The organism is Brasilonema octagenarum UFV-OR1 (genome assembly GCF_963888615.1).
Classification (GTDB): Bacteria; Cyanobacteriota; Cyanobacteriia; order Cyanobacteriales; family Nostocaceae; genus Brasilonema; species Brasilonema sennae.
In genome coordinates, this window is the sequence record NZ_CAWPKW010000243.1 from 25,956 (window position 1) to 51,392 (window position 25,437).

21 protein-coding genes are annotated in these 25,437 nt (G+C 41.2%); 3 read left to right on the forward strand and 18 right to left on the reverse strand.

Going from position 1 to position 25,437, the window contains the following annotated elements:
- Positions 1–125: 125 nt before the first annotated feature.
- The 3 genes from AC5590_RS19890 to AC5590_RS19900 all read right to left on the reverse strand — a co-directional run bounded on the left by AC5590_RS19890 (position 126) and on the right by AC5590_RS19900 (position 5,070).
- Positions 126–773, reverse strand: a complete 648-nt coding sequence (locus tag AC5590_RS19890; protein WP_169265197.1) for a hypothetical protein — start codon at positions 771–773, stop codon at positions 126–128.
- 147 nt (positions 774–920) lie between these two features.
- Positions 921–2,510: a CHAT domain-containing protein gene (locus tag AC5590_RS19895; RefSeq protein ID WP_169265198.1), complete on the reverse strand. Its 1,590-nt coding sequence runs from the start codon at positions 2,508–2,510 to the stop codon at positions 921–923.
- Between the two features lie 271 nt (positions 2,511–2,781).
- Positions 2,782–5,070, reverse strand: a complete 2,289-nt coding sequence (locus tag AC5590_RS19900) for a PP2C family protein-serine/threonine phosphatase (RefSeq protein WP_169265199.1) — start codon at positions 5,068–5,070, stop codon at positions 2,782–2,784.
- An 858-nt stretch (positions 5,071–5,928) separates the two neighbouring features.
- Between AC5590_RS19900 and AC5590_RS19905 the strand changes: the two genes are divergently transcribed.
- Positions 5,929–6,198 carry a hypothetical protein gene (locus AC5590_RS19905; protein ID WP_169265217.1) on the forward strand — a complete coding sequence of 90 codons (270 nt, stop codon included), beginning with the start codon at positions 5,929–5,931 and terminating at the stop codon, positions 6,196–6,198.
- A gap of 561 nt (positions 6,199–6,759) precedes the next feature.
- Here AC5590_RS19905 and AC5590_RS19910 read toward each other — a convergent pair.
- Entirely contained in the window at positions 6,760–7,134 is a 375-nt protein-coding gene (locus tag AC5590_RS19910; RefSeq protein ID WP_169265200.1) for an NAD(P)H-quinone oxidoreductase subunit M, read from the reverse strand.
- 52 nt (positions 7,135–7,186) lie between these two features.
- Entirely contained in the window at positions 7,187–7,732 is a 546-nt protein-coding gene (locus AC5590_RS19915) for a LeuD/DmdB family oxidoreductase small subunit (RefSeq protein WP_169265201.1), read from the reverse strand.
- Between the two features lie 473 nt (positions 7,733–8,205).
- On the opposite strand from AC5590_RS19915, the gene AC5590_RS19920 reads away from it, so the two are divergent.
- A complete protein-coding gene (locus AC5590_RS19920; protein ID WP_048869887.1) occupies positions 8,206–8,484 on the forward strand; it encodes an Npun_R1517 family heterocyst differentiation transcriptional regulator in 279 nt (92 codons plus the stop codon).
- Positions 8,485–9,279: 795 nt separating this feature from the next.
- Here the strand turns inward: AC5590_RS19920 and AC5590_RS19925 are convergent.
- The 8 genes from AC5590_RS19925 to ctpB all read right to left on the reverse strand — a co-directional run bounded on the left by AC5590_RS19925 (position 9,280) and on the right by ctpB (position 17,247).
- On the reverse strand, positions 9,280–9,975 hold the full coding sequence (locus AC5590_RS19925) for a response regulator transcription factor (protein WP_169265202.1): 696 nt from the start codon (positions 9,973–9,975) through the stop codon (positions 9,280–9,282).
- 245 nt (positions 9,976–10,220) lie between these two features.
- On the reverse strand, positions 10,221–10,961 hold the full coding sequence (locus AC5590_RS19930; protein WP_169265203.1) for a class I SAM-dependent methyltransferase: 741 nt from the start codon (positions 10,959–10,961) through the stop codon (positions 10,221–10,223).
- The gene (locus tag AC5590_RS19935; protein WP_169265204.1) at positions 10,942–11,715 is read right to left on the reverse strand and encodes a polysaccharide deacetylase family protein; all 774 of its coding nucleotides are present in this window, start codon (positions 11,713–11,715) and stop codon (positions 10,942–10,944) included. Before AC5590_RS19935 ends, AC5590_RS19930 begins: the two co-directional genes overlap by 20 nt.
- On the reverse strand, positions 11,708–12,439 hold the full coding sequence (locus AC5590_RS19940; protein ID WP_169265205.1) for a glycosyltransferase: 732 nt from the start codon (positions 12,437–12,439) through the stop codon (positions 11,708–11,710). The genes AC5590_RS19935 and AC5590_RS19940 overlap by 8 nt, the downstream gene beginning before the upstream one ends.
- 307 nt (positions 12,440–12,746) lie before the next feature.
- Positions 12,747–13,424 (reverse strand): methyltransferase domain-containing protein, encoded by a 678-nt coding sequence (locus AC5590_RS19945; protein WP_169265206.1) that lies wholly within the window; start codon positions 13,422–13,424, stop codon positions 12,747–12,749.
- A gap of 29 nt (positions 13,425–13,453) precedes the next feature.
- Positions 13,454–14,701, reverse strand: a complete 1,248-nt coding sequence (locus tag AC5590_RS19950; protein ID WP_169265207.1) for a hypothetical protein — start codon at positions 14,699–14,701, stop codon at positions 13,454–13,456.
- Between the two features lie 109 nt (positions 14,702–14,810).
- A complete protein-coding gene (locus AC5590_RS19955) occupies positions 14,811–15,776 on the reverse strand; it encodes a glycosyltransferase family 2 protein (protein WP_169265208.1) in 966 nt (321 codons plus the stop codon).
- Between the two features lie 124 nt (positions 15,777–15,900).
- Entirely contained in the window at positions 15,901–17,247 is a 1,347-nt protein-coding gene (gene ctpB, locus AC5590_RS19960; protein WP_169265209.1) for a carboxyl-terminal processing protease CtpB, read from the reverse strand.
- Between the two features lie 503 nt (positions 17,248–17,750).
- On the opposite strand from ctpB, the gene AC5590_RS19965 reads away from it, so the two are divergent.
- The gene (locus tag AC5590_RS19965; protein WP_169265218.1) at positions 17,751–18,443 is read left to right on the forward strand and encodes a YdcF family protein; all 693 of its coding nucleotides are present in this window, start codon (positions 17,751–17,753) and stop codon (positions 18,441–18,443) included.
- A 393-nt stretch (positions 18,444–18,836) separates the two neighbouring features.
- Here the strand turns inward: AC5590_RS19965 and AC5590_RS19970 are convergent, their stop codons facing one another.
- From AC5590_RS19970 to recJ, 5 genes are all read right to left on the reverse strand, one after another.
- Positions 18,837–19,760: a hypothetical protein gene (locus AC5590_RS19970; RefSeq protein ID WP_169265210.1), complete on the reverse strand. Its 924-nt coding sequence runs from the start codon at positions 19,758–19,760 to the stop codon at positions 18,837–18,839.
- Between the two features lie 274 nt (positions 19,761–20,034).
- Positions 20,035–20,943 carry a DMT family transporter gene (locus tag AC5590_RS19975; protein ID WP_169265211.1) on the reverse strand — a complete coding sequence of 303 codons (909 nt, stop codon included), beginning with the start codon at positions 20,941–20,943 and terminating at the stop codon, positions 20,035–20,037.
- Positions 20,944–21,085: 142 nt separating this feature from the next.
- Positions 21,086–22,126 carry a guanitoxin biosynthesis L-enduracididine beta-hydroxylase GntD gene (gene gntD / locus AC5590_RS19980; protein ID WP_169265212.1) on the reverse strand — a complete coding sequence of 347 codons (1,041 nt, stop codon included), beginning with the start codon at positions 22,124–22,126 and terminating at the stop codon, positions 21,086–21,088.
- 452 nt (positions 22,127–22,578) lie between these two features.
- Positions 22,579–22,881, reverse strand: a complete 303-nt coding sequence (locus tag AC5590_RS19985) for a hypothetical protein (RefSeq protein ID WP_169265213.1) — start codon at positions 22,879–22,881, stop codon at positions 22,579–22,581.
- Positions 22,882–22,977: 96 nt separating this feature from the next.
- The gene (gene recJ, locus AC5590_RS19990; RefSeq protein ID WP_169265214.1) at positions 22,978–25,305 is read right to left on the reverse strand and encodes a single-stranded-DNA-specific exonuclease RecJ; all 2,328 of its coding nucleotides are present in this window, start codon (positions 25,303–25,305) and stop codon (positions 22,978–22,980) included.
- Between the last annotated feature and the right edge of the window lie 132 nt (positions 25,306–25,437).

The following is a 25,437-nucleotide window of genomic DNA, read 5'->3' on the forward strand; positions in this document are numbered from 1 at the left end:
GTCAGACATTTTGTGTCTCAATCAGAAAAACCCTGCATTTTTACATAAACAACAAAATTATCGCTCTTCTGGCAAGATAAGTTTTCCTCGCCCGTTGGATAAAAGCAGGAAATAGGGCACAAATCTTAGACTTCTTCTTCAATATTCTTGAGTTCATCAAGCGCATGGTAAGCAATTGCCAAACTTACCTTTGCTTTCTCAACTTCAGATAGATTTGTCCACTCGCGATCGCCGACGTGATCTACAACTGAGTTTACATTTTTGTGTTCACCGCTCCTCATTGCGTAAGCGAAAGGACGAGCCATAACTAAAAGATCATCTGTTTCCCAATTAGGTAATACAGATTTTACACAACTTACCAGTTGTTCACCCTTAGATTGCCCTGAATGAAAAATTTCAGCAGCTTTGTGCGCAATTTCCGTGATCCAATCTTGAGGGACACTAGCGGCGAAGCCTGCTTGTAAATTTTTTTGAAGATTCACTAAGATAGAAGATTTTGTAGTAACTTTGTACTGCCGGGAATTCAAATTATTGTGCCAAAGTGTATCCAAGCAATTATAGAAAGCTTGGGAACGTTCAGTCAGTTCCTCATCAAGAACGTCCTCAAACTGGAACTGTTGTTCTAGTTGTGCAAAATAGTTTTCTGATTGTTCATCAGCGGGATTCCAAGGATATGTAGCATCCTCGGGTTCAAGCAGTGCTTCTAAAAGCTGGAGATCAACTTGAGACCGTAGGGAATGAGAAGTTTTTGATTTGTTGATTTTCTTAACCATTGTCGCTCGATCCTTTGTTAATTATTTAATGTACATACACAGCTACAACTGCCAAAGTGTCATTTCCGCAAAAAGAATGCCGTTCTACCAAAAAGTACTGGTTTATTTAGCTATATTTCAATGGTAGAAAATCAGTGTTCCCAACCCTTATGGTGGGGAATTATCAACGATGAACTCCCAAGGTTGACTTCTGGTACTGCCAAACTTTAACTGCATGCCAGATTGTAACGGGACTTCCTGACGATGGATTTGTTGCCAACCATCAGATTGACAAACCCAGGTTGTACCGTAGGTGGACAAATCTTGCAAGTAATAGGTTCGCACGGCTTTTGCCCCTGTGAGACTATTTCGACATAATATCTCAGCATGGCGTTTTGAAACCGAAGGCTCTGGAATGACAATATCATTATCTCCGGTGCGCCCGATCCGGGTGATCCCAGGTCGCAATAACGAAGTTTTCCCTCCTGGGGAGAGCGATCGCAAACAAGCATTGGAAACCAAAGAAGCGATTCCCGGAATAGAAGTTTCTGGGAGTTCTGTGATCCCCTCATCAAAATTTTTTATCAGTTCTCCATCATAATCTGGATGCAGGTAAAGAATCGGCAATGTCCAAGCGGGTTGATTGAACCTGTAAACTATTAATAGTTGTTGCCTTGCTTCTGTCACGGCTTCATCAATTGGCAGTCGCTTTCGCAAACCAGCAGTAAAAGCTTGAATAAAAGTCTGGCTTTCTTGAGATGCTATTTCATCACGCATCGCCAATACTGCAGGCAAACCTTGACGTATCAGCACTTCTGCTAAACTGCTGTGAGGCACAGCCTGGTGATTAGCAGCTGCTGGTTGTGCTCCCCAACAAGCATTGAAAACTGCTAGTTTTACACCTGTACGAGTCAATACTTGGGCTAATTCCATCCCATTGAGGGTCATACCCGGTCGCAAAAATAACAAACCTCCGTCTGGTCCTTGCAGACCGTGACCTGCGTAAAACAAGACGTTGTATGCCTTAGTTTCTAGCTGTTGAATTAACTCAATAGGAGTTGGTTGCAGCAGTGTCTTCACCATACAAGGTGCATAACCACTGTTATAGTTTGCTACAATAGAACTATTGGAAAGAGTTTGTTCTAGTATATTGGCTTCTTCATGAAGTTCTAGATGCTTTTCATCCTCGCCCAAAACCAGCAGTATATTTAACCCCTGTTCTGAGCGTAAATACGGTAGAGGTTCGACTTCACTGGTGGTACGACTAAATAGTATGTGTTGCGACAGAGAAATGGCAGATTGACCTGGTTCGCGCTGCATAATTTCCCAAGGCAGGGCAATTAGATTCGGATCACGAACTTCCAGTCGCACGCGCAAACGCGTATGCTGCCCCATAGCAATGCCACGACTGCGTTCAAAGCTATTGAGAATTGATCCGTCAAATACCCAACCCCACAAGCTAATTCCTAAATATTGCATCAAACGAGCAGTGTAACTGGTGGGTTGAGCTGAAGTTGGGGCAGCAAAATCCAGAGGAAGAGGATTTGTCTGTTTGGGTGTTGCTCCTGGGGAAATATCTAAGCGACTGTGACCAGCAAACATTTGCTGCCACTCAAGCCATGCTTGAGTAAGATGTTGAGGCCATAGACAATCATGTAGAACATAGCCACTAGGATAAGGAGCATTCACCACCCAAATGGCGAAACTGTCATTGCCGGTATTGATGAGACGGGCGATCGCCAAGTTAAGGGATGGCATGGATTCGTTAGTCTTGGTTAATCTATAGAATCAAATAATTTCAAATAACAATTTTCAAAGGCAAAATTTCTACCTTTTCAGTTTTTGATTTAAAGTTATATCATCTATACTATTTCGGGCTTCTACCAGTTTATCGAGTTTTTGACGAAGTGCTGCTCTTCGGCTAACAGGTGTCACCTACTTTAACCAGTTATCTGTTATCTGTTATCAGTTTTTGTTAACAACTCTTAAGAGTTGACCCTCCGCGAGATTTCATTGCTGTGGCACAAACTCAGTTGTTCGATTCTCCATCAGGATCTGTGGAAGCGTCTTTTGAGGGCTGACATAGTCTCGCCACTTCTGGTTGAGCTTTGGGGATATTTAATGACTTGAATTTGGAGAATGAAATTTTCACTTCATCTCCTGTCTTGAGTAAAGGTTTTTTTGCTGTGGCAGAAGTTGGTTGTGAGTTAGATGAGCTTGCTTGCCGGTTAATAGAGCAGACTCGCAGATACATACTCGCGTTTTTCTCTGTTTGCTGTTGCTTGAGAATTAGCAAAACACTACCTTTTGGGGCGATCGCGCCTTTTGGGGGCGAGTTCGTTGTTGTGAATTCTATTTCGCTGTTAGTTTGAAGAATCACTCCTGGTGCATTCACATTGTCTTTAGCCGAACTGTCCTGAGAACCACTTGTGATCGGCGGTAGCGGCATAGATGGTATTCTATCCGGACTTATTCTTGGTGAGGAGTTGATAGAGAGCAACTTTGGACCCCATAGATATGCCAACAAACCGATAACAACAAATAGCAGCGGAACAACAATCACCTGTAGCGGTACTTTTAGACTTTTGGCGGGCTTAGTTGTTGGCATTACTTGAGTTTTTTGATTTCTACCCACAGGTGATGCAACTAGTGGCGTTTTGATCGCAGTGTTAGAAGCTATTGGTAATGTAGAGAGGTTAGCAAGGGAAGTGTGAAGGGTTGATTTTGGTTCTGAGTATTTAACTTGGCAGTGTACTAGCGCGATCGTGACATTATCGTGTCCATTTTGAATATTCGCTATTTCTACTAATTTATCTGTGACTTTAGCTATGTCATAATTTTCAGTAAGAATGGGTAAAATTTCTGTTTCCCAGTATTGATCTACGCGGTCAAAGTCACTCAAACCGTCAGAGCACAACAGAAAAACGCTATCTTCGTCGAGAATAAATCGTTGTGAAGTCGGATGCAATGAATTACTAGCACTCATGCCCAATGCCTGCACCAAAGAACCTGATGCTCCCTGTTGCACTGCATCTCGGTATGTGGCATAGCCCAACCGTACCTCACGAGAAGCAACATCGTCATCTAGGGTGACTTGATAGCAACCAGAGCGTGTAATCCAGTAAGCACGACTATCACCAACGTGACCAATGTACATTTGATGAGCAATGGGCAATGCCATTACTAGGGTTGTGCCCATGCGTTGACGCCCTTGCCGATGTTCGTCGTCGTTGCGCTCACTGATGATGTCATTGGCTGCTGCGGTTGCCCCTTCTAACGAAGCAAGTACAATAGATGAGTCTATATGCTCAGAAGGCAATTTCGTCAGTTCATGCAGTTGTTGTTGAATCGTTTCAATGGCTAAAAGTGATGCAACATTGCCTCCCTCGTGTCCACCAATGCCATCACAGACAATAGCTAAACCTGTTTGTGATGGTGGTTTGCTGACAATACTGCCAGCTGGGGGGTAACAAGCATCTTCATTACGTTGGCGACAAGGTCCTGTGTCAGTCTTGGTGACTATTTTGATAAGAGGTGTTTGGGTTTGCCCTAATTGTGTCAACCCCCTGTCTATAATCGCAACGAGTTGCTCACCAGAGTGTATAACTCCCGCAATCAGAGAACGACAAATTTCACTCAAAAATTCGGCGATCGCTCCTTTGGCTTGTGGCTGCAACTCCTGCCAAAATTCCCCGAGTTGGGGTAAACCAGGCGAAGTTTGATTGTCTTGACGCAATTCCAATAAGCGTACTAAAGACCCTTCCACTCTGACTAACTCTGGGTTCAGTAAGCTAGAGGCTACGCCTTCACTCGCCAGAGGTTGCCACAAATTAGCTATCTGCCACAGCAAATTCAGTTGGCGTATTGATGTTGCGTTATGCCAAGCTGTGGTTAATTCGTAAGCAATTTGGACTTCCAAGGGTTCTGTACTGTCTAGCACAGAAAGCGGAGGTTTTTCTAAAAGTAATATTTCTTTATCATAAGTGTCGCCACTTCTCGGCAGGATTCCATAAACTTGGGGTACATGCAAGCGGTAGGGAAATAGCCGCAAGTAAGGTTTTACTGCCTGTGCATGTTCTCCATTTGGCGTTTGGGGCAACAAACCAGGTTTGGTATCCAAAACAAGCGCCTTGCTGATAACCAAATAGCGATCGGCTAATAATTCTCCGGCATTAGCCAAGATTTCCCCGTCTGTCACAGCCCAGAGGAATCGTTTAGGCAGGGGTGTGGAGCATCGTAGGCAAAATTTGTGTGTCAGGGGGTTTGGAGCTTGACAAAGTTCATTTGTGCAGTAGAGCGTTGCCGCATCATTTTCCATAGTCTTCGCACCGATCAGCGGATTGGCATTTTTTCAACAGCATTGGCAGCGGCACTGTTGACCGCTCATTACGATTTGGATTGGATCACGATTTTAACTTGCGAACTCAGGTTCAAATAGTAAAATTTGGAAAAATTTGCGATAAATATAATAGATATTTTTCAGTCGGTAAGCAATGCCACCCACTGGCCTGACTCACACCAAACAGGATAAGGCATAGAAGCGATTTGTGTTGTTTGTTTATCAACATACAGCATTCCCACCCAAATTGGTCGTGAACTCTAAAACTGACCACTAAGGTTATTCTGAGCGAGAAAATTCTTGTTCACAAACGAAAGGGAATAACTGTAGCACGCTCAAAAGCACTCTGGGATGGGTAAAGTCATGTCACTTGGTCATACAGTCCTAGCATGATTACAGATGTATCTTAAAAGAACAGATGTTGGAACCAGAGCTTACTTCACCAAAATTTCATACCTTTACTGACATAACTTTGTCAAAGCTTCATCACCTCCCCTCTTCAGGATTTTCTTTAGAGAAAACTGTGTTTGAAGTCACAAGTTTTTTTATTTGCTTTTTTTAATTGTCTATCTCAATGTGTATAAAGTGTCAAGTAGCTTTATTTTACACTTTAATCCTGGTTCAAAGAAATTATTCCATCAGAAAGAGGAGATAACTCAGCTTTTTCTCTAATTTATATGTAGGTGGTAATCAATTGACTTTAAAGACCAACAGGTAAAATTAAAGGACGTCTTGCTAGTTACTATTAGCTTTTCACAGTGACTCCTCTTTTGGGTTATTGATTACATGACCATTGCCAATGAAAATTCCACATATTTAAGAATTGGTGAAATCCGAATGGAAGATAACAAAGAAAAAGAAACTCATCGTGCAGTCAACCCTGGTGACGTCATTTCTGAAGAACCAGAAACAGTCGAAGAAAAAACACAACAACTTGCGGTTGATTCTCCAGATATCACGGGTGAACAAATTCAAGTTCCGGCTTTTTTTGGCGTTAAAGAGCCAGATGGTGAAGAAAAGGCTCTCCATCACGTGAGAGATGCAGAAGAGATCTCTGATGTGATTCGCCAAGCACGAGTAGACGAAGAAGGAAATAGAATTTGGTGAAGTGATATTAAACGGTTTGCAGTCAGCAATTAGCTCTGGTGATAGCTTTCTGCTGCCGTTTTCTACTCAAAAATTTCTGAATCTTACTGAGTTGCAATTGTTATAAATTTTATTATAAGTTATCAATTCCTTAAATAGGTGACATCTTGTACCAATAAAAATTAATTTAATTTAGTCACTCAGTATTAAACCAAAAGTTTTTTATTGAGTTGTCTGTCTCAATAAAAATCACGTCATTTCCTTGCGCATCTTTTTAATTTCTACGGTTTTCTACCCAGAGATGCAAGATATGAGCCACGCACCGGTGCGGTTACGCGTTGGCAACACATGAAAAAACCTACAGAGTTTATCTTCATTAATTTGCGACCTCAAAAGGGGTCGCAAATCAAAATTTTGATCACCTTGGACAAAGTTCATCCAAGGAGCGAATTCAGTACCTGATTTATGGTGAGCCGTACTAAGACGCGAGGGCGAGCGTCAATTGAGAAAAACGGTATACTGCAGAGCAGCTTACAATTTACGAACTTTGTTCTCATTCAGTACTGATTTTCCACTTTTACATCACACGCCATTACCTTCAGTATTTTCCTCAGATGCAACTTGGGGTAGCCCCATGCTGTAATTGGTGACGCGTGCGGAAAGATTGTAGCTGACTTCGCCTTTTTGCAAGAGCGATCGCAGAAAATGCTCCAAGTCGGAGCCAATACGGCGTAAATTGTAATCTATCAGGTCTTCCCCACTAGATGCCTCTACCAGTTCATCAAACTTGCGATAGACCTTTTGCAGAGCATCTTCATTCCAGTTGAATTCGTTGTCTGGGTCTACATCTAAGGTTAAAACCTGACTGCTAGGAACAAGTTCTCCATCTTGATCTATTTCGCCGGCAAAAATCCTTATGTGCCGGGTTGTGGACTTAAGCAGCATCGTGTTATCCATAAGCGGTTTTATTTAGGGTTAATCGCGCTCTCAATCATTGTAGACGCAATTCTTAGCGAGAAGAAATCATGCCTGTCTGACGAGCATAAGCAAAAATACCTCCTGCATCAATCACTGGTCCAATTTCTCCTAAAGGTTTGAGATTGTATATCTGATTAAGAGTGTGGTTAATCAGTTGATTGGTTTCAAAATCTATTGATACCTCATGACCAGTCTCAAATTTGTCACATAATCTTTCTTGTGATTCCCAAGGATAAAGTTCTCCTGTTGCAGCACAATTACGGAAAAAGATACGGGCATAAGACTCGGCAATCACTGCTTTGACGCCGCTTGCACCCAAAGCTATGGGGGCATGTTCTCGTGATGAACCGCAGCCAAAGTTTTCTCCTGCCACAATGATGGGGTAAGTTGTTTTGATTTCGCCTGGAGGGATAAATTTGCCGTAACGGTCTGGTAAACCTGCTAAAGCATAACTTCCAAGCTTTTCGTATTCATCTGGTTTGGAAGGAACTAAGGTAAGATATTCGGCTGGAATAATTTGGTCTGTGTCTATGTTGTCGTCCAAAACGAAAATTTTACCCCTAATTACTTTGGTCATTTCAGTTTCCTGCATTTTTAAATGAATAAATTGTACATTTAGTAATTTTACGGAATTATGGTACAGCAACGTCTGGCTATCATTATATAGGAAATAACCAGCGGATTCACTTACGTGTTAACACCAGTTTTACAGTAACAACTTAAACTCTTATTGACTTGGAGAGAAAGTTGATGTAAAAAGCTTTAAAAAGCTTGAACAAGTTCTTACAGAAACTTTATTGCATGGAATCCTAAAAACTGAATAATAGTTATGGTTTACTTGAACCATAGCTATTGCAGAAAACTGAAAAACCAGAGAGTGAAAATCAAACCGGAAGATAAATTAGGAGAGTAAAATGCAATGAGATTGTTTCCCGACAAACAAGGATTGTTAATTCCGACACTTTGAAAGTCAAAAAAGTATACAGAATTCTTGCTTGAAAAATAGCAGATCACCCAAATTACCTCTTAGTACAAGGAAGTCTAAAAGCTATGAACTTTGAAGCATTACCACGCCAAGTAAATAGTGTCGATGTAGGTGTTTATGAGTGCGAAATTCACCTGAAATTCCGGTTGATAGAAGAAAAAAGTCTGTTGAGCGATCGCGACCAACTTTTGCAGGTTCTGCTAGACGCTTTAACCGAGGGTTCTGACGACTTTTTAGAAACCTTGCAAGCAAATGTCAAGGCTCAAGAAGTTTCTGAGTTCAAAGCTTCACCGCAAATGAGACGCCAATTGATGCGCTTACGCAACTCTGCTGAAGCTAGTTAATACTTAAGTTTGTGTCACCCTACTAATGGCAGATTGTGCATTAATTTTTCCTATTGACAGATTCTTCTAATAATGACTTGGCTTGCTTAACCATCCCCCCACAAACCATAGCGCTGGGACTTATAATAGTCCTCACCCTTAGCACTACGGAAACAATGGGTGCCTACTTTAATGTCGTATTCATGCTTTGCTTTTATAACAGGGTTGTGGTTAGTAAAAATTAGATTTCAGTGTAATTCCCCTATCCGCATTATTCCTCTAAGAATCGAAGGAGCTTGAAAAAATCTGAATATTTTACTTTAAAAAAATAAAAATGGAGGAAAATAGCGAAACCTCAACAAATTAGTGTTGTTAGGAGATTTTCCTTTTTCTCAATGAGTTAAGTAGAATCTGTTGTACTTAAACTCAAGCGTGTTAAAATTAATTTCGCTTGCTCTAAATGGAAAAAATTCGGCGTTAAAGTTGCCATAGGTCAAGATCGTTCAGTAATCTACAGATTGCTACGCTCACGCTCGCAACGGGGCACACACCAAACGTATTCCCAAAAGGATAAACGCGCTGGGAGCCGTCCATAATTGCGGTATGGTGTAAAAAGCTGTATTATGCGCTTAGGCGCACGCTACGCGAACGGACGAGTATGACCTGTAAGACTTCAGAGGGCAAACCCAAAAAAGCAAGCCCAGCCCGAGAATCCCATCCGCTTTTAGCGGTGGGAGTCTCAACTCAAAAATTGGGGATGTAAGAAGCAAAATCTTCTGGTGGCTCTGCGACTTTTCAGAACGCAGAGCGTCAATGTTACTTTGCAAGACCGTGTTCTAAAGCAAAACGAACTAACTCTGTACGGCTATTAGTACCGGTTTTACTGAACAAACGGCTAACATACTTTTCTACATTTCGGACACTCGTTTCTAGACGCCGAGCAATTTCTTTATTCATCAACCCCTCAGCGACTAAGTTTAAAACACTTTGTTCTCTAGGCGTTAAATCAATACTAAAAGGTGCTGGAGATTGAGCTATTGCATTTCTTTGAGTTAACAAAGCTTTGATTTGGGCAATCTGATTAGCCAGTTCGGTAATATCTGGCGTATCACCTTCTTCTGTTGGAGTTGGAGTTCTGGCTATACGGCGTTCCAGTAAATTTTCCACAATAGCCACAAGTTCATCTGGATCAAACGGCTTGGCTAGATAGGCGTCAACACCAGCTTGATAACCTTGGATGCGATCAGTCGTCATACCCTTAGCAGTGAGAAATATCACCGGTAGCGATCGCAAGCGAGGATCGTCCCGCAGTTGTTTGAGGAACTGATAACCATCTACCTGAGGCATCATAATATCAGAAATTACTAAGTCTGGTGTATTTTGCTGCATCATCTCCCAGCCCTGTCGGGCGTTACTGGCAACTTGAACGCTAAAACCGCTCTCTTGCAAATAGTCTTTTACGGCTTCACGCAATCCTGGTTCATCATCTACCAGTAACAATTGTGCTGCCATTTACCGTTTCCTTTGCGCTACTTTTCTCCAATTTAGCGAACTTGAGTCACACTGGGCTACTGGTAAGATGGCGAGACTTGCTCGCGAGGGGGGAAACGCTTAACAGGGAAGAGAAAACTCTTCGCAAGCCAGAAGGGGATGGTGTTTCTTGCACTGGTTAAAGGCTTAGAGTGCCCATAGCATACCGCGATGGTTGGTAGTTAAGGCGCTGCTGAAAGCCCACAAATAGCATTAGGGTGGAATGGTTACTTTAGACATAGCTTTTTTGCTGTTCCTAACGCTATTAATGAGATGCCAAGAGGGAAAGAAACTTTAGACTCAAATCCCAGTAAATTTTCTAAGATTGTTGTCTTTACTGACTCGCTTTCTAGTTCGGCTACTGGGTAAGGTTTGCGTAACCACCGACTATAAAATAAGGCTATGGGAATAAGACTGGCTCCGAAATAACGGCATTTACTTATATTGAAGTAAACAGATAATTTATTGATTAATTCTTTGCGATGATAGCGCCGATAATGAGCAAGCATTTCATCGTGATAACCAAAGAGCCATTGTAAAGCTGGTACCGAAATACCTATTAATCCATCTGGTTTGAGTATATCTGAAAACTTTTTTATCACTGCCTGGTCATCTTCAATATGTTCTAAAACATCATTAGAAATGATAATATCGTATTTTTCTGGTGCTATGTAGTCTTCAATAGTCGTGTGATAAAGGTTGAGATTTTTTATATTATTCTCTAGTTTTAACTTTTGTGAAAGCCTGATAGCTTCTATGTCGATATCCAAAGCATCTACTTGCCAAGTTAAGTTTTGCGATAGCAAGATGTTCATTTCTCCAGAACCACATCCGGCATTTAATACCCGCATTTTTTGTGTTTGAGGTAACCAGTTCATTAAAATTTTGTACTTGGTTAGAGAATAGCGATCGCTAGAACGAGCTAAATAATCAGCCAGTTTGTAATTTCTATCTTCTGATGGTTTCATAAAACTCCGAAAAGTAAACAAATTCGCCTTGGGTTTGCAGCCAAATTAAATATTTTTCCAGACGCTCAACCATTTTTTTTCCGGAGTATTTAGTGATATAATTAGGTAGGTGAAAGTGGGTAATATCAGTAAATTCCCACGGATGAAAATAAAGGCTTATGTAATGGTCGTTTTTGAGAGTCAGTTGAGAAGCTAATTTTATTAACGGTAAGGGAAAATTCTTAAAGCTTAACCAGAACAAGGGAAATTTAATCAGCGGTGTAACTGAAACTGGAATATTAACTAAGTTATTTGAGTAATAGGCTGTTCTCGGTTTGAAAAAGTTATTGTATCTTCCTGGGATGTAAGTAGGATTCATAGACGAGTTATACTTGTATCCTGCTTTTGCTATTTCTGTATCATCTACTTTTTGAAGTCTCGGCATCCTGAAACCAAGAACTTTCTGGCTGGTTATTTCTTCCAAGGTTTGCCGTGACTTCTTTAAATCTTCTAATCTAAAATTGCAATGCTCGAAACCATGAGAAGCTATTTCATGTTTTTGGGAAATTTCTTGAATGAGGGGTTTGTAATAGATAGCAAATCTGGCTGTGACAAAAAACGTGGCTTTGATATTTAATCTTGCCAAAACTTGAAGAATTTCTTTTAATCCTTTGTAAGAAATTTCCATTTTTACTGTATCTTCAATTTTTTCACCGTATTCCTCTGGAATATCGAATTCTTCTAAATCAAAGCTGAGTAAAATAATGCTATTCATATTTTTTTAGTATGAAATCATGGTAGACGATTTGCAACAAATCAAATAACATTTCTATTGAATGCTTAAATAATTTGACTTGTGATTTTTTGTATAAATGTTTTTTGGAAACGACAACTGCAATTTCCCCAATAGTATATCTTTTCTTTTTTGCTAAGTATAGCAATTCTACATCAAAGGCAAATCCAGGGATAATTTGAGTTTTAAATAGATCTTTGGCTGCATATTTGTCAAATCCTTTGATTCCGGCTTGCATATCGGTAAAATTTAATTTTAAAAGACTTCTCGATATGAAATTAAATATTCGACCAGCCAGTATTCTCCGAAAATTAAACCCGTTGTTTTTTTCTGGGGTGAGATTTCTACAGCCAATGACAATATCAAAATCTGCTAGTTTTGCTACCATCAAATCAAGGTAGTCTAAAGAGTAAGCTAAATCTCCATCTAAAAAGCAAATATAATCGCCATCTGCATATAAAGCTCCGGTTTTTACGGCATATCCTTTGCCACGATGAGCTTTATAAGAAAGTAATGAAATCTGCTTACTATTGAACAATTGGATTTGACTTTCTAATATTTCTCTAGTTTGATCAGTTGAGCCATCGTCAACAAAAATAAAATCATACCAAGGTTTATTGACAACAAATTTAAGAACTGAAGAAAAAGTCGCAACTATACATTGTGCCTCGTTATAAACGGGCACAATTATGGAAACTGTGTTCATTATTTTCAAGCACTCCTCACACTATTAAATACATCCAACTCAGCTGTCGGGCATTTAAATTACACTTTTTGTGCGTTGGATTCCTGACACTAGGGCATTCTAGCGGGAAAAAAATCAACAGCTAATTAACGCATGACCATATCTATGTATGGTTATGCGACTAGGGATATACTTATTTCTACCTAGCATACCAACCTTGTTTGGGTTAGTTAATAGGTTAAAATAATCAAATTTTAGAAAAAAATGTCGTCGTGGCGACTACAAAATACTCCTTTTTTGGATGTACGACTCATAAAGAACTCACAAATCAGGATTCATACTGGCTTGGAGAATTCTTATTCGACTTGCACCCAAGGAAAAGAATATCACTGTAAGGACGGCGTGAAGGCATAGGCACGACAGTTGGATCTAACCCAGCATTACGAATAGCTTGGAGCGATTCTTCGCTATCCATAAAAAATATACCAGCACCTTTAGTCGGACCAAGCTTAGTCATCAGCCATTCTTGGGCATAGGTTATAGTATATTTCCACTGGGGACGATGACTGTGGGTTTTCCAAATCAGCACACCGTTTGGTTCCAAAGCACAAGCGATACTTGTCAGAATTGCACGTTGGATGTCAGGGGGAATCAGGTACATAACATCGGCAATGGTGACAGCGTGGAAAGAAGTATCTGGCAAAACAGCGGCGTCACCAACTTTAAATTGGATGTTACTTCTGTTGTTAAGAGTACTTTGTGCAGCGGCAATTTTTTTCGCGTCAATGTCAATGCCAAGTACCTGTCGCTGGGGACTGGTGATGGCTAGTAAGTTACTCAGTAAACCGTGACCACAACCTATATCAAGAATTCTACCCTCCTTTGGTACGTAAGACTCTAACTGATATAAATTACTCAAAAACAGGCGAGTGCGGACAAAAAAGCGATCGCTCAATGGCAATGGATCATACAGTGCTACTAGTGTGCGCAAAATATTGTCAGTCACGGCAAGATTCCTTGCTTGTAGTGATGTCCTTAATGCTTAATAAGTTCCATAAACCAACCGGGTGGATTAATAGGAATTGTTACCTTAGTTCCTGTTGGTGCTTCAATAAACTGCTTTGAATAGTTCTTGAATTTTAAGTCAGCAAATGTAGGATAACGCCAGTCTACTACAATACCAGCAAGCATAATCACCAGAGCAATTCTAGCGGTTAACTGTAGCCGACGCGGTCTTGTTGCACCCAATAGCCAAGTTAATATTGTCACGAATACAAGCATGGGTATAAACCAGTACCTAACACCTGTTCCAGGACGCCATAAAAGCCACCACTGAGGTACAGTTTCGCTGACTACTGGAGACAAAAGCGACATACCGAAAACTCCAGCAGCAAAGATAGAGAAAAGTCGAAGTTCTAAAGGCGCTTTCAGAAGACAGTAAAGGAATAGGGCGGTTCCTGCGACAGCGATTAAAATTGCTATGATACTATACCCAAAAGAAATAGAGCTGATCAATTTACTGCCTTTTTGTCCTATCAAAGCAGCTAAGAAAACTTGACTCGCAAGAATTTTGGTAAATAGGTCTGGTGTTGCCCCTAAAGAAGTATGAACGCGGCTAGAATGTCCAGTTAATAGAATAGCTATGCCCTGAACGACAGCACCTGCAGTTAAACCTAAAAGTAAAATAAATGACCATCTTTGACGACGTAACCACCAAATGATTGCAGCAATAGGTGCCAGCAAAACCGAAAATGGTCCACTTAATCCTGACAACAGGATGACTGCGATGTCAAAAACTTGCCATACAAGAAGGCGGCTGGGTGTTGCTAACACGACCATGCAGGCTAGTATTGCTAAGTGCCAGTGTGAATTAGTGATGTTGGCATGAGTTTCAAAAGAGTTGGGTAAAGCTAAATACAGAAGTCCCAAAAACAACCTAGTCCGAAGGTTTGGGATTAACTGCGAGAAGCGCACCGAAGCAATAAGATAAACTGGCAGAATCTGAATAACAATTGCAGTTACATTGAAAATCAACGGTGCCCATAGCAGTGGGAAAAATTGCACAAAAGCAGCCGTCAGCCTGGAAATAGTTTGGAAGTAGCCACCCTTAGGCAAAACCAGGGATTGGATTATCCCGAGATTGTAAGCTTCAGCATACCAACACTTGCCATCTTCAGCCCAAAATTGTGCATTGAAAAGTGCATCTGGTCTTCTGGAAACCAGAATAGCAAAAGCAGTTATAAAGATCAAAACTTGAAGACGCCAGCCAGCATGCAGCTTCATTTGTTGTTAGTCGATTCGTTGTACTAAGCTGTTCGGGATTTTACCATTTGGCTTGGTAGTATAGTTTCTACAGTAGACACCTGTGGTGTCAATCCAAAATCTCAAATCTCTACAACCGCTCAATTATCTTGGCATTCTCCGGCAACTTCGCTTCTGTTTGCCCAGCCGCACGTGCGCGAGCCGTGTACAATCCAATAGGAGTACTCACTAAATCTACAAGGCTACCTTTTCCTGCTAAAGCTTTCACGCTGTCTTTTGGTAGTTCCTTCAACAACCAACGTCCTAAAAGATAGAAGGATTCGCTGAGTGTGATATCCCGCATTAAATCTACGCCGTGAAGTTCATGCAAATAGCGATTTGAGCGTCCGTAGCGCCGCCATTGACTTTCTAGTTCCTTAAGTGTCGCGCGGTGGCGGTGCTTCACAATGGCATTGGGGGCAAATTCCAAACGTCCAATTTTTTGTTGCAAAATTCGCCAACACATATCAGCATCACCACCACTGGTTAGGTAGGGACGAAACAAACCCACTTGTTGCAAAGCTTGGCGTCGAATTGCTAAATTTGCTGTTTGACCGTAGGGACAGAAGGGATGAGCAAGAGTGTGCTTTTGTGACAGGGTTTCTTGGCGTTCTGCATGCTGTTCTAACAGGGTTTTTCCTGGTAGCGCCAAAATCTCACCGGCGACAAGGACAATATCTTGGTTGACAAAAGGAGCAATTAATGCATTTAACCATTCTGGTTCTGGACGACAATCTGCATCGGTAAAAGCAAGTATCTCACCAGTTGCGGCACGAATGCCAACGTTACGGGCGGCGTAGGAACTTTGGATGTGGTTCTCGCTTTTGGGACGAATTGTGATTTGGGTATTTTCACTCCCTTGTTGAAGTAAGGCAAAAGTGCGATCGCCACTGTTATTATCTACCAGCAAATACTCTACCTGGTGTTTTGGGTAAGTTTGAGCCGATAGACAACACAGCAACTCTGGTAAATCTGGCTCACCGTTATAAATAGGTATAACCACCGATACCTTTGGCAAGAAGGTATTAGTGGTTGTTTCAACTGGTTCATGATTCATGGTTTTGAGATTTTGGATTAAGAATTGAGGACTGTGGGTTATTTTATTAACAGCTAAGCACTCACCACTACTTACTAACTAGTCCTTTATCCAATATTTCCAATCCAAAATCACTTAACTTTAGCTAAAGTTTCAAGTCTACCGCGCTATTAGTCATTGGTTGTTGCTGCGACTGTCGGTTTTGTTGTGTGGGTTGAGCAAAGTTGTTACTAGACAAAGCTGCTAGCGCACGCGCGTATTGAGGATCGCTCTTAGTTCCGATCAAATCCGGATTTGCTGCGAGTTGACGCTGTTGTGCCTCTGTCAGATCTAATTTGATATCTGGCGCGATTCCCTTGTGGTTGATATCTGTCCCTTTGGGAGTGTAATAATGAGCTATGGTAATAGCTACACCAGAACCATCTGGGAGTTCATGAACTGACTGTACTAAGGCTTTACCAAAGGTTTGACCGCCAACAATTACTGCTCGGTTATTATCCTTGAGTGCGCCTGTCAGGATTTCACTAGCACTGGCTGAATTGCCATCCACGAGTATCGCTAGAGGGCGTTTTGTGATGGCAGTACGATTTGCCTTCATTTCGTCACTGCCTCCGACACGATCCACTGTCTTGACAATTGCACCGCTGTCCATCCACATCCGGGCAATTTCAATACTTGCTTGCAATAAACCGCCAGGGTTTCCACGTAGATCCAAGACAAAGCCATCGACTTGCTTGGTATTTAAATCGCGGATGGCTCGTCGCATCTGAGTTGAGGCATGGGCACTGAACTCACGCAGACGGATATAGCCAATGCGGCGATCGCCTTCTTGCTTTAAGGTGTAACGTACTGTCGGTACTTCAATACTTGCCCGTGTCAAATTCACATCAAAAGTACTTTGCCCAACTCTAGCTAGCCGCAAACTCAACTTACTCCCTGCTTTGCCACGAATGAGCTTTGAGGCATCTTCCACTTTCATTTGACTTGTGGGTTTGCCGTCAATTGCCACAATTTCGTCCCCAGCTTTAATACCTGCTTTCAGTGCGGGAGAATTTTCTATGGCTTCGATAACGGTGAGCTTCTTGGTTTTCTCGTTCAATTCCATCCGAATGCCAATTCCAGAGACTTCCCCAGATGTTTGGTTGGTTAAAGCTTCATACTGTTGGGGATCCATAAATCGAGTGTAAGGATCACCCAACTTTTCTAATGCTTGACGGATGGCAGTGTATGCTTCTTGACGGTTGGTATAGTCTTTACTCAGCAGAGTCTGTCTGACTGCTATCCAATTTTGTTTATTAAATGAGCCATCAACATATTCGCGATTCACTAATTGCCAGACGTTATCGACTACTGCTTTTGGGCTATCTTGCAAAGCTGCACGCACAGAACGACACCAAACTGGACCAAAAGCGGACAACGTAGCGGTTGAGGCGATTGCTCCGCTAATAAAAGCTAATTGGAGCGGCGAGTAACGTTTCGCAGATCGATTCATGTATCTTGACTAGAATAATTGTATTGTTGACAGTGTAGCAATCTGACTTTGCAGGAATTTATAAGTTTTTCTTCCTAATTATGCTTTGTTCATCACTTTTCCTTGATGTTTTTTGAGAAAACTACATATTGTTCAAACAGCTTCTTTACTTTAGCTTACTTTTTCTGCCAGCTAAGTGCCACCATATGATGGTTTCATCAGCAGTGCGATCCAATCCGGCAAAATTGCTTAAAATAGCACTTATGGTCAGGGGAACGCTTAACTCTTAACGCTTAACGCTTAACAGGCAATAGGGAACGCTTAACGCTTAACTCTTAACGCTTAAGTATGAAGTAATAATAAAGGTGTACGAAGCTTCGCAAAAATCTTTGGAGGAGTCCTATAGTACCCTCACCATTAACAGAGCAGTCAACTCTTCTTATGGAAATGTCTACTTCGCTCCTGAAAATAGTGTTACAGATTATACAAAAAAGCTTGTATTGAGTACCGATCACAAACCTAAAGTGACAAACAGCCAACCTAATTCAGTCTCAGAGCGGTTCCACAAAAAACGACAATTTTTGCGAAGACTCGCTTTGGGATTGTGTCTCGTATTGCTTAGCTGGGTAGTTTTTAACACTGTAACCATTATTTCTGCATCTTCTAGGCAAGTAGATGCCTTTTTTGTACTGGGTGGCAGTATTCGTCGGGAAATTTATGTTGCTGAGTTAGCACAACAATATCCACAAACCCCAATTTTAATTTCTCGGGGTTCTCCCGATCCGTGTATTTTGCTTGTTTTTCAACGCCTAGCGCCCCAGAGACTGCAAAACGTTTGGTTGGAAAAGTGTGCGGATTCTACGTTTGGTAATTTTTACTATTCCATTCCCATCCTGCGTCGTTGGGGAGTCCACAAGGTGAAGCTGATTAGTTCTCAAACACACTTCCCGCGTGCAAAATGGATGGCACAAATTCTTTTTGGTGTTCACGGTATTTGGGTAGAAACAGACATTGTTCCAGAACAAGGTGTGCCAGGTAACCAAGAATCTTGGTCAAAAACAGGACTAGATGTCACGCGTAGCTTGTTATGGGCGGGGTTAAGCCGGATTATTCAACCAAAATGTTTTTATGTTATGAAATTAGCAGACGTAAGTATTGACTTTTGGAGGTCTAGGGGTTTTCAATGTGAACGACAGCAGGATGTCAACCTGCGTTAGGATAAATTCTAGATACTCAATGCGTTCCTACCCAAAAATTAGCCGAGTTGGTTGGGCAAAAAACACAGGGCAATCCCTTTTTTATGAAAGAGTTTTTGAAATCTGGGAAATATATCTGGAAATCCCCTCAAATCTTGCACCTATCCGTATAAGCCTGGGGTTACTCAAAAGCAATGCAAGAAAATTACATCATATTTATTGGCTTTTATCGCTAAACAAGGGTTTTTGGCTTAGTATTGAGTGTTAAAATTACATGTGTTGTCTTGGTGCAAGACCTGAGATCACAAAGATGGCAATCTGTAGCAAAGCAGCAGCGCTTTGCTATCGCTATTACTGAGATTAGCATCAGGATGGAATTTCAAGAGTTATAAAATATCATTTAATTAAATAATTTCAGCTTCTTGGTTTTACCGTTGTATACATTACAAACTCTGGTTCATTAGACATAACCTCTAAGCTCACGTTAATGGACAATATCTGTTTTAAATGCTTGACATGAGTACCACCACAAGGTATTTTTGCTAACCCATCCTGCAATTGACAAGTCCATACTCTGTGATCATCAATTTTGGCTTCCTGAGGCTCGATTTTGATCGGAGAATCTAATTTAAGCCACTCGGCAAGTTGCTTATTTATACAAATTTCTATGTCCAATATTTGACTAAAAAAAGCTACTGTATCAAAGCCTTTCTTCTTCAGAGATTTTCCGAGACGATAGAAGTCATTACTCTCCTCCAGTTTGATCTGAGATTTTTGAATAGCGAGTTGGTCTAAGTTATAATTAGCAAGAGAATCCTTCTGACATTCTTTGCTCCAAAATTTTGAAGTACACTTGTTAAGCGCAAGAGCCGAAAGATGACACGATGAATGTGCTATGCTAAGTTGTTCGCGGCGCTCAGCATTGACTTCTAAAATTACTGTCTTGCCAGTTAAACACGTAGAAGAGTAGTCTGATGGAAATTTGACTATATGTGCGACTACAAAAAACCATCCGTTTTCACCTTTACGAACGGGTATTTGAGTGTCTAGATAAAATGTATGAGAAGCCAACTCAAATCCACAGGTTAATGTGTTGAGCACATCGAATTTATGACCATCTATAGTAACAGTACCAGTGTCACCAGGTTGATCAGACCATTTATAGTTAACGGGATGAAATGGTGTATTTTCAGTCACAACTACCCATGTACGTGTATCTTTATCAAATTCAGTAATAAAAATAACTTTTGAATGGCTGAGGGTAATTCCAGAGGGGAAGTCAATTTTTGTGCTTGCTTGGATTCCTGTTTGAAACATTACTTTTGTAGTAAGGGGCATAAAGCTGTTAGCAAAGATATTGGAAGAACCTGTTACATCGAGAATTTAATAGTACTATGCTCTAAAAATTACCATATTTATCACAAACACATTATCTCTTCTAATGAAGCTGAAAAACTATGTTGGGTCAATCTAGAAGTCTATATACACTACGATGCATTATTACCGATTTAGACTACCACAAAACTTTAGGTCTCTATAGCTATTTAAATGTGTGTGTTTAATGGATACCTTGGGCTATGCTGCCTAAATGGATAAAGTCGAGCTACTTGGTTCATTTTTTAGTATCCCTTAACAGGGGTAGTCCACCGAATTCAGAAATTAACGTACCACCCAACATTAGCAGACAGCCACTTATTTGCATTGTAGAAAGATGCTCTCTTACATACCAATAACCTATCAATGCTGCAAATACAGGCTCTGTAGCAAAGATTAATGCAGTACGAGTAGGTGTGGTAAACTTCTGAAATTGATTTTGGGCAGCATACGCAAAAGCAGTCGCAATCACCGAGCAAATAATCAGTGCTGAAAACACCTGTTCATTAAGAAAAACTTTTGGCAAGAAAACTATTTGGTAATTTTCAAATAGAACAGCACATATAAAACTGAAACACCCGCAAGTAAATATTTGAATCAACGCTAATAATAAAGCAGGAAATCTTTGAGTATAGCGACCTACAAGCGTTATCTGAAAAGCGTAAGAAATTGCACAGAAAAAAACAAGAATATCTCCAATGTTTGCACTAAGTTCTCGATTGTGGGAAAGCAATATAAGACCAAGCATAGCTACGGATACACCAAGCATTGTGTTTCTTTTCAGTGAATGACGAAGCAACCAGAGTGAGAAGAACGGCACTATTACGACAGAAAGTCCAGTGATAAATCCTGCTTTTGATGCGGTGGTGTACTGTAGTCCGAAAGTTTGAAAGGCATATCCTGCAAATAGCCAGAAGCCCAACCAAATTCCAGGCAGCCAAATTTCTTTTTTCCATAGTTGTCTTAGCATTTGGGGATAAAAGGCGATCACGAATAGAGCAAGTACCAAGGCAGCTATTAAAAAACGGGCACTTACAAAACTGAATGGGGGTATGATTTTAATTGCGTCTTTGATCAGAACAAAAGTAGCACCCCACGTAAAGGTTACCCCAAGGAGTACGAGGTCAGCTAAATAAGATTTTTTCATGACAAGCTAATCCGAACTTTAGTTATAGAACTCCTAATTTTTACGAAGCTCCCCGGACAGAATCTTCTATCCGGGAGATTTCGCGGATTTGTGCGTCCCCGACTTGCTACGCTCTTATGAGGGGATGTTAGGGCGCGACCCGTTAAAATAGAATTCTAGACGAAGCTGAAGCGCGAAATTGTCGTGATTTTCGCAAACTACTTGTCAGAAAAATTCTTTTTAGCCATCTATCATTTCCATCATTCCTTGCGTAAAAAGCTTTCCTACCGTGAACAGACCTATAGTTATCAATCAAACAAATGTCTCCTGGTTGCAAAACTATACTTTTCAAGTTGTAGTCTATCGCTTTAATTAATTCATTAAAAGCAATTATGGCTTCTTCATCATCTTTTAAAGGATGCATAAATAATGGATCTAAACACATATAAGGTGACTTGGGGTCGCCAAACAAAACTGGTACTTTTTTCTGATTATTTTGTATGTCCTCAAACCATGAAACAACTGAACCTGAAATAGCGCTAAATGTTTGAGGTTTTGTATGAGATTTATCTGGACGTATGCAAAATCGTGGCTCAAACAAAACTTTAATATGTTCTGAAGCTAAATTAACCATATCTATGGATGCGAAAGTTGTTTCTACTTTATCTGGGTTACGTAAGCACATTAGCCCAAGATAATCAGCTCTATGGGGATGAAAAGCATCCTCAGTGTGCCACAAAAGATCTGTCTCACTACTACAACTTAGTTGTTCATTTTCATAACCTTCAACAGGAAGAATGTTATGGATTATTTGTCTCTCTTCTAGATGTGTACCCCACGTAAACACTTCTCCTAACAAGGAACCATATAAGATAAAAAGCACTTCTTCTAATAAAGTAGAATTATTCTCAGATGTTTTCCAATGTATCGGTGTTTTACAAATTCTCTTCTCATTAATGCAATTGCCGGATATTAGACATACTGCATTCACTTCCTTTAAGCGGAATTCGTTAATAAAATAACACAATCTTTTTGGTAAATCATGAGCAAAAACTCTAGCATTTATCAAAAAATTTTCATCTTCTACTGAACTATATTTAGAGGTAATTTCTTTAACAAGATGTTGAATAGAATCAATTTCTTGTTTTGTTAGATGAATTTGAGAGACAGAGCTATTTAAGCTTTTTTGGGGCGTTAATATCATATTTTTTCCTTATTAAAACTTACGCATTGACGAAAATCTGATTATGTAATTCAGACTTATTTGCTTTCTTTCCTTCTTTAAGTGCAAGCAAAGTCAACTTATGCTCTTTTGAGATAGAAATGCTCAGATCTTGCACCTGGAAAAATAGCGCATAATTATCACTCGGTATGAAGCCAGGACTGTTTATGTAGCGAGAAAAGTTACTAAATACATGTAGCTTTAATCACTTTATTCTATTATGCTGCTTTATAGGGATATAGGCAAGATATGAGCTAAGGTCTTAGTTATTAGGCAGGGAAACCCGCTTCTCACATCTTGCACCTGGAAATATGAATGTCAAAAACACAACTACGTGTAAGGGGGAGCTAGGCGTTCAATGTCAAGTAAAAGAAGAGACACGACTATTTGAGAATAAATTAAATTCTCTGGCTGTTTGTGCAGCCTGACCTCAATCAGGTGGTGATGCTCCCTGAATATGCAGATAACTCCAATGGGTTATGAGGTAAGCAGTTAGAGAAAGGATGAGCCAGCGATACATACCAAGCAGAGTCCCTTGCCCCTTCGGGTATGCGCAGAGCGCACGCCCAGAGGGCGAACGCAGTCGCCTCTGTCGGGAAAGCCGTCATTCGCGCTGACTCACCAAAACGATGTAAACCCAAGCGATGCTTGGCAGTTTTAAACCATCCTTCAACCTGCCCTTCGGGTTCGCCAGTCGCTTTATGCCGGGGAACCCGTCCACCGCGCTGGTTCACCATCGACGCTTACCCCACCATTTGAGAGTAAAAGCTTAAATCATTACTATGCATCACTACCTGAATTTAGTCTAGAACGAGTCGCACTATGGATCTCCCTTATGCGATCGCCTCAATTACAGATAACGGAACTTCCGCAAAATACTGTCGCTGAAATTGTTCTTCCCGAACGGCAGCTAAAAATTTTTCCACCGCAGCTTCTGCTTGAGTTGTTTCAATGGTAGAGTGCTGAGTGAAAACCAACATACGGTCTTGACGTGAGATATTAAAACCTAAGTATCTCAAACTTCTTAACCCAAAAAGTAAGGTTTGGTCGTTAATACCAAGTTTTTCTAATAACTGGATACGGGTAACAGGTTGATTTGTGCGGCCCAGATATTTGGCAATTCCTACAAGCGTAAGCCAGGTTTGTTCTGGTGGTTGGGAATTTGGTTTTAACCAAGCAAGCACGAGGGGTTCTTGGTTGTGGAGCGATCGCCTCAAATGCGCACGTAAATCGTCCCAACTTGTCGGACACTCTTGCAGTATGAGTCCTGAATGATGAGTGGTTAGTGCTAACTCTTTTTCTAATGGTAAGTTGCGTAAATCTAAAATGAGTTTCGCATGCTGGGTACTCAATGCTGAGTTTGTGCGGGAACGAACAGCTATCAGTCGGATTTCATAGCGTTTTTTAAAGGTGTTGTAGTCCAGTTCCGCGATACAGTCACATCGTCCGGGAGGTAATTCATCTTTATAGTGTCCCCACCACACGCCAGGAAAAGGATTTCTCGTGGAGTCATCTCGAATATCAAACTCGGCTTTTATGTACTGTACCTTTTTCCCCTGCGAATCTTGCTGATTGCGATGCCAAGCATTTTCAAACCAGCAATTTTCAATCAAAAGTTTCGGAACTGGGTTCCCCATTCCACAAGGTTCTAGCAGCTTCAGTTCTAAAAATAAATCTTTCCCCAAATCTGCTACCGTTACAGCCAAGTCCGCTTGAACAGTTGGTGTTAGGGTTGTTCCTCCCAACGATTGACGTAACCTCTGGTTAATTGCTTGTGTAAATAAAGGTATGTTCTCTACTCGAAGACTTAACCCTGCTGCATAAGGATGTCCGCCAAATCGATGCAACAAATGTGCTTGGTCTTTTACCAATTGGTATAAATCAACCGAATTAATAGAACGCGCCGAACCCCGCGCCAGAAGAACAGGAGAAAGATTGCTCCCCTGCTCCCCGGCTACCTCCGTACTCAAAAGAATCGTCGGGCGTCCTGTCTCCTGTGCGACTTGTCCTGCAACTAACCCCAAAACGCCAACAGCCCATTGAGGATCTTCCAAGACAATAACGCTGGTGGTTGATAAGTCCATTTTGGAAAGCTTCAGCGCGACTTGCCCAGCAACATCTTTCTGCAAAGACTTGCGACGGCTGTTCGCTAATTCTGTGACTTCTGCAAGTTCATTCACACGCTTTTGATCGCGGCTTGTCAATAATTCCACGCAAAAAGAAGCATCGCCTTGAATGCGGCTGACAGCGTTAATTCGGGGACCTAAACCAAAGGAGATATCTGTGGGGCGATCGCCACTTTTCTGGCATAATTCCAACAGCCGCCCGACACCTGGACGCCGCCTCTTATCTGGTGTTTTCTTAAAATCGTCTTGCAGTCGCCCAATTCCCAACTGTGCCAAGTAGCGACAATCTCCACTCAACTGCACCAAATCAGCAATCAGTCCAACTGCAACTAAATCCAACAAATCTTCTAGCGGTTGTTGCCCGACATTTGGCAGAGTTTGATAAAAAGCTTCCACCAACTTGTAAGCCACCGCCACCCCAGAAAGATGAAACAGTTGATGTGTTTGGCTCAAATAGCGAGGGTTAATAATTGCCGTCACAGGGGGACGTTCCACAGGTAAAGTGTGATGGTCTGTGACTATAACATCTACACCTAACTGCTTAGCATAAATAATTTCACTAATATTTGTACTGCCAGTGTCACAAGTGACAATCAATTTAAAGTCTTCTTTTGCAAGCTTCTCAATTCCTTGGCAGTTCAAACCGTGAGATTCCGTTAAACGATTAGGAATGTAATAAACAAGCTGCGTATTTTGAGCGAAAAATTGTCCCAAACCATCCCACAGAACAGCCGTAGACGTGATACCGTCCGCGTCAAAGTCTCCCCAAATAGCAACTTTTTCCCCAGCATGTCGTGCTTGTTGCAACCGTTCCACCGCCAGATGCATCTCTTGCCCAAACTCAAATGGACTCGCGGCTTGATAAGCTTGTGAATTGACAAAAGCTGCTAATTGTGCGTTCTTTCGTATTCCTCGTTGCCACAACAACTGTGCGGCAAAATGTCCACTCGATGCAGGTGCATATTGCTTCACCGCTTGGATAAACCATTCGGGGGGTTGTTCAGTTGTCGCAAGAATCCACTGTTGTTCTGGCATTTGAATTCTCCCCGCCAATGAAACGGGGATTATAGACTGTTGTTGATTTGTGCGGATCAAAGCCACACTTTTAACTGATATAGGAATCCGGTTTGATTTGGTCAGACCAGTGCTTGATGAGGGTTTCCCGAC